5 protein-coding genes are annotated in these 5,088 nt (G+C 49.4%); 4 read left to right on the top strand and 1 reads right to left on the bottom strand.

Annotated elements, in window-relative coordinates:
* On the bottom strand, window positions 1–215 hold a 215-nt coding region (locus J4G38_RS27940; protein WP_226164079.1), incomplete at its 3' end, for a hypothetical protein.
* A gap of 251 nt (window positions 216–466) precedes the next feature.
* On the opposite strand from J4G38_RS27940, the gene J4G38_RS27935 reads away from it, so the two are divergent.
* From J4G38_RS27935 to J4G38_RS27920, 4 genes are all read left to right on the top strand, one after another.
* Window positions 467–1,396, top strand: coding sequence for a hypothetical protein (locus tag J4G38_RS27935; RefSeq protein ID WP_226164076.1), 930 nt, complete (start codon window positions 467–469; stop codon window positions 1,394–1,396).
* A gap of 189 nt (window positions 1,397–1,585) precedes the next feature.
* On the top strand, window positions 1,586–3,289 hold the full coding sequence (locus J4G38_RS27930; RefSeq protein WP_210522182.1) for a hypothetical protein: 1,704 nt from the start codon (window positions 1,586–1,588) through the stop codon (window positions 3,287–3,289).
* A 204-nt stretch (window positions 3,290–3,493) separates the two neighbouring features.
* A complete protein-coding gene (locus tag J4G38_RS29340; protein ID WP_226164073.1) occupies window positions 3,494–3,934 on the top strand; it encodes an N-acetylmuramoyl-L-alanine amidase in 441 nt (146 codons plus the stop codon).
* Between the two features lie 377 nt (window positions 3,935–4,311).
* Window positions 4,312–4,587, top strand: coding sequence for a hypothetical protein (locus tag J4G38_RS27920; protein ID WP_210522181.1), 276 nt, complete (start codon window positions 4,312–4,314; stop codon window positions 4,585–4,587).
* Window positions 4,588–5,088 lie beyond the last annotated feature (501 nt).

Here is a 5,088-nt window from a genome sequence, read left to right as displayed (position 1 = left end):
CGAATAAACCTGAGCAGGTATGCTCTGCGTTTTTTTGTCGTATCATCACTCCTTAGCTCATCATAGAGATTAGCGTCGTAAAAGCGATAGCGATAAAAGGTATACTTAAATTCTCCGCGTGGGTTACCTTTGTAAAATCGCGTTAGCAACGCCACGGCTTCGTAATTTCCGAGACAACTCCTTTTATAACGGAGTCCTGCAAGTTGTAGTGCCATAATTTTGAGAAGTTTTTAACTTAGATGGAAGACCACCTCCCATCTTTCTGTATACAAAGGTACACATTTTTTCGCATATATGCAAACATTTTGCCAATTGTTTTTCGCTTATATGCGAAATTTTCTGCACGCGTGGAATCCGCCTCCACTCGGTGCATTAACCAAATTTAACATTTTTTTTTTTTTTCTTAATTTCCAACTCATTACCTTTGTGCCAGTTACTTCATTTTGTTTAACAAAATTCTTCTACTATGGCAATCATTAGAAACCTTGCATCAATGATGCTCAAAGGCAAGATAGGTGACACAACCTATTATGTAGCCGAATCTCGTCAGCTTGCCCGCCAAGCGCTGAACAACAGCAACTACGGCGCTACTGCAAGTCGTACAGACGTACAGCAGGCACGTCGCGTCAAGTGGGCAAATCTTGTTAACTTCTATTCCGGCAACAAGGCCTGGATGAAGAAGGCATACGAAAACCTGCCCGCGGGTGTTTCAATTTTCAACCGCTTCATGCAGTTGAACATCGGTTCTGCAGATGTAGCGTTGACACGTCAGGAAGCTCAAGCAAAAGCATGGGTGCCCGCAAGCTATCGTCTCACCCAGGGTTCACTCACTCCTATGGTTACAAGCTTTCAAGGGGAAATGCCAAAGACAACAATGCGAGGAGAGTTGGCAATCACAGCTCAGACAACCGTTGCACAGTTCTCATCTGCATTAATCGCAGAGAACACTGAGTTCCGTGCCGGAGATGCTATTGTATTTGTTGCTTTTTCGGGTGTGTCCGCAAACCCCGGGCCACAGAATGCTTTGTCTCCTGCCACCTACGTTTATGAGGAGCTTCTTCTTGATACGGAAGATACCTCTATGATGCAGGTGAAATACCCTAATTTCAACGTAGATGAAGGTTTCCTCTTCAACGAGCGTGGCGATGGCGCTGTTGGTGCAATCTTCATTCACACTCGCAAGAGTGCAGGCAAGCTCTTCGTTTCAACACAAAAGCTCGTGCTTAACGACTTGTTGCAGGAGGAGCTGACCGAATGGCGCTCAAGCGCCCAGATGGCGAAGGCTATCGCATCTTACGGCGAGAGTACGAACGTACCCCTCGCACCTGGTGGCGCAGTAAGTGGCGGTAGTGGAAACGACAGCTCTACTGGCGGTGGCAGTGGCTCGCTTGAATAATGAGTGTAATCGCAAATAGCGTTACAAAATAGGGATTTTCCCCCCACATATTTCGTAAGAAATTGCTATCTTTGCAATGTCTCCGAAAGGATATCCAGGGGTGGTGCCCTGGAGAAGCGATAGGAGACCACTAAACAGGAGGCAGGGGAGATGTGAAAAGTCTCCCCACCTTTTCAAACTTCTCACAGCATGAACAAGAATCTAAGACCTTACGTTATCAGTATTGACTGGTTGCAGTTGCACCTGCACCGCCCTTCGCATTTCGTGCCAGAAAAGCCCGAGGTGCGTTCTTTTTTTGCACAGCCAGAAGACCTACAGAGATTCTCTTTCCAGAAGCTCGGCCATGGCTCAAAGACATATGCCGAAATATATGTTGTAAAACAGCGTGGAGTTGAATGGGCAGAGCTCTCCATGTCTCCCTATTCTGGAAGCATCAACCCTCTCTCATGCACTCTCAAAATCAAAAACAAGCCCTTGTATGAACCAGAGCTGATGCAACACATCGCGGACTTCATCGAATTATTTGGGTTCCGTTACCTTGGCCTCACACGTCTGGACCTTGCCTACGATTGTAACGAGTTTTACGGAGGCCTCCTTCCTCAGCGCTTCATGAAGAAGTACGAGGATGGCGATATCATTAAGTTTGGCTCTGGAAATGGTTATCGTCAGTTCATCCAGGGCTACGCGCTTGGATGGGACAAGAACACATCTTCATTCTCGCTCACGGCCGACGTCGCTGTGCCAGAAAAGCACAGCACCGAGGGAGGCAATCCCACAGAGTGGGAAATCGAGAAGGAGCGCCAGAGCGTCTACGACGATCCTGGCACTCTGATAAAGCTCCCAGATGAGCGCAACCCGCTCAAAGGCGGTCGGCCACTCTCTGATAAATGCGTGCCTCTCATTTACACAAGCACGACGTGGGGTTCACGCTCTTCTGGGCATCAAGTCCAGCTCTATAACAAGACCATGGAGATGCAACAAGTTGCATACAAGCACCACATCGCACAGAGATGGAAGGACTACGGCCTAGACCTCGAGCGAGATGTTTGGCGTCTTGAAATTCGCATTACCAAAGGTGCGCGCCTTCTGGAGAACCAGGTAACGGGCACTCAGCATCTTTTGGATCCTCGTGATATACTTTGCGAGGAACAGATAGAACAGCTATTTTGGGATTACTCATACAAATATTTCCGTTTCTATTGCCTGGACCAGAAAGACCGACGCTCAGCCGATGGCAAAAAGCAACGCTCTCTCATGGCCATGCTTGCGCACAAAGACAGACTCAAGCAATATCGCATATTCTCTTGCGCAGAGCGCAATGCAAAGGGCGAACTAACCGAAAGTTTGTCGCATAAATTCGTGCCACGCACTCCGAAGCCACAGCAGGACTACACGCGTGCAGTACGACAAGCGGTCAACGTCTTGCAGGGCGCAATCCGCTCGCAAGCGGATGCGGGAGACCCTGCAATAGTGCACACGCAGGAGGCTGTGCGCCATCTGGAGCGCGTCTATGGCATAGAAAAGCGCAAACTATTCGCAGAAAAAGAGTTCCAAGCCCGCATAGATGGACCTGAGTCCGAGTACGAGATTTTCAACTACTACAGAGAGCACTGGCAGGATGTGGAGAAGAAATGGTTTGTAGCTACGGAATCTTCCAGTGCTGCACTATCATGGGCAAGAATCAATGGTGCTACCAGAACAGCAGTGGTTGAGGAGTTGCAAAACTTTGGCTTCAATGTACATCCCACCTTCGCAGATGTCGCAATGGAGGAATTTCTTGACACGGGCGCCGTCTCAGAAGCATATATCATGCACTCATCTCAATATGCCGATGACGATTTGCCGTTCTATTTATACGAACCAGAACCCCCAAGCATTCCTGATATATCATGACCTCAAAAACAATCTTCTCTGGATTTGCCCTTATTTCGGCCGTTTTCATCGCTTTGTGTGGTGTCTTCATCAAACCCCAGGGAATTGTAGACACATCGTTGCTGTACGTTATCGCGCAGTTGCTCATCTACTCTGCATCGCTCCTGGGAATATCTTCGGCCGTCATGAGCATATCAAAACACCTTCAAAACATTTCCAAACAAAATGAGTCAGCCCCAAAGAATAATCAATGAGATAATTTTGCATTGCACGGCCACACTTGCAACACAACCCGTGACGATTGACCAAATTAAGAGATGGCATTGCCAGGACAACGGATGGCTTGACATCGGGTACCATTATGTGATATCCCAAGATGGCACAATCCACGAAGGACGGCACGTCAGCAAGCAGGGCGCCCATTGCAAAGGCCATAATCAGAACTCCATCGGAATCTGTTACATAGGAGGCTTGGATGATTTTACGGGAACACCAGCCGACACCCGCACACCCATGCAAAAGAAAGCCTTGATTGGTTTGGTAAAAGAATTAATGCAAAAGCATGGTCTACGTCCAGAGCACATCCATTGTCACAACGAATTCTCAAACAGAGCTTGCCCTTGTTTTACTATAGCATCTTTCCGCCGTGAACTTTCTTCGATTTAGCATAGTTTTGGTTTTGTTCGCTCTGGCATCGTGTTCGCCCCGCCACGGCTTCGCCGAGCGAGGCTCACACGTTGCCTCCGCTCACGTCAGCGAGCAGAGCTCCGAGGAAAAGGATGTTACAGATGTAAAGGAGAGAGTCCGAATTGTAATAAAAAATGATACAATCCGCATTGACAGCATCCGAACAGAATACAGATACCTCAGCAAAAAGGACACGATTTTCTTAAAAGATTCAATCATGATCGCAGATACAATTCGCATTGTTGAGTACGTTGACCCGCGATCATTCTTCCAGAAAAAGGCCGACAAGGTAGGCAACGTCTGTACTCTCCTTGTCGCATTATTCATAATTTTTCAACTTCTTAAAACAAAACGAAATGGCAACATTTAGCGAATTTCTTTGTGCAGTTGGCGCGATGCGTGCGGCACAAAAGCAGTATTTCAAAACAAAAGAGAAGCGCGACCTTTACCACGCATGGAACATGGAGCGCGCAGTCGACCAGATGTTAGAGCAAGCCTTCGCACCAATCCAAGCCGGCTCTCCTGGTAGTGAAAATGAAAACCCACCCCGCTCGGATGAGCGGAATTCTCTTTCCGAGCAGAATCCGCAGGAGGGTTCTCTTTTCCAGAGGCCAGAAGACGAACCATTTTGAGCAGAATGTTTGTTTATTCAGCAAAAAAAGGCTACCTTTGTGCCGTCATTCGTTGAGAAGTTTGACGCGCTGTACCTTAGAGAAGGTATCCACCATCAGCGAGGCTTTTAAGAGTCTCGCTTTTTTTGTGTCCGCAGGGCTCGCTCGCTTCGCTCGCTCGCCGTGGCTCGCCTTCGTTCCGCAATCGCTCGGGCGCGGCGCCGTGGGGCAACGCTCCGCGAGCCCCACTGCACTCGCACCCTCTCTCATTGCTACACTTCGGCTCGCGCCTGCGGGATGCCCGTTGGCCGAGCTCGCTCGCTTCGCTCGCTCGCGTGCGCTCGCTTCGCTCGCTCGCCGTGGCTCGCCTTCGTTCCGCAATCGCTCGGGCGCGGCGCCGTGGGGCAACGCTCCGCGAGCCCCACTGCACTCGCACCCTCTCTCATTGCTACACTTCGGCTCGCGCCTGCGGGATGCCCGTTGGCCGAGCTCGCTCGCTTCGCTCGCTCGCGTGCGCTCGCT

Origin of the sequence: Hymenobacter terricola (assembly GCF_017921975.2) — a bacterium.
Classification (GTDB): domain Bacteria; phylum Bacteroidota; class Bacteroidia; order Cytophagales; family Hymenobacteraceae; genus Hymenobacter; species Hymenobacter terricola.
Note: the sequence above shows the minus strand (reverse complement) of the source record. Positions and strands in the feature narration are given on the sequence as shown.

Coding starts and splice junctions, on each gene's coding strand:
- J4G38_RS27935 (WP_226164076.1), top strand. CDS start 467: ATGGCAATCATTAGAAACCTTGCATCAATGATGCTCAAAGGCAAGATA.
- J4G38_RS27930 (WP_210522182.1), top strand. CDS start 1,586: ATGAACAAGAATCTAAGACCTTACGTTATCAGTATTGACTGGTTGCAG.
- J4G38_RS29340 (WP_226164073.1), top strand. CDS start 3,494: ATGAGTCAGCCCCAAAGAATAATCAATGAGATAATTTTGCATTGCACG.
- J4G38_RS27920 (WP_210522181.1), top strand. CDS start 4,312: ATGGCAACATTTAGCGAATTTCTTTGTGCAGTTGGCGCGATGCGTGCG.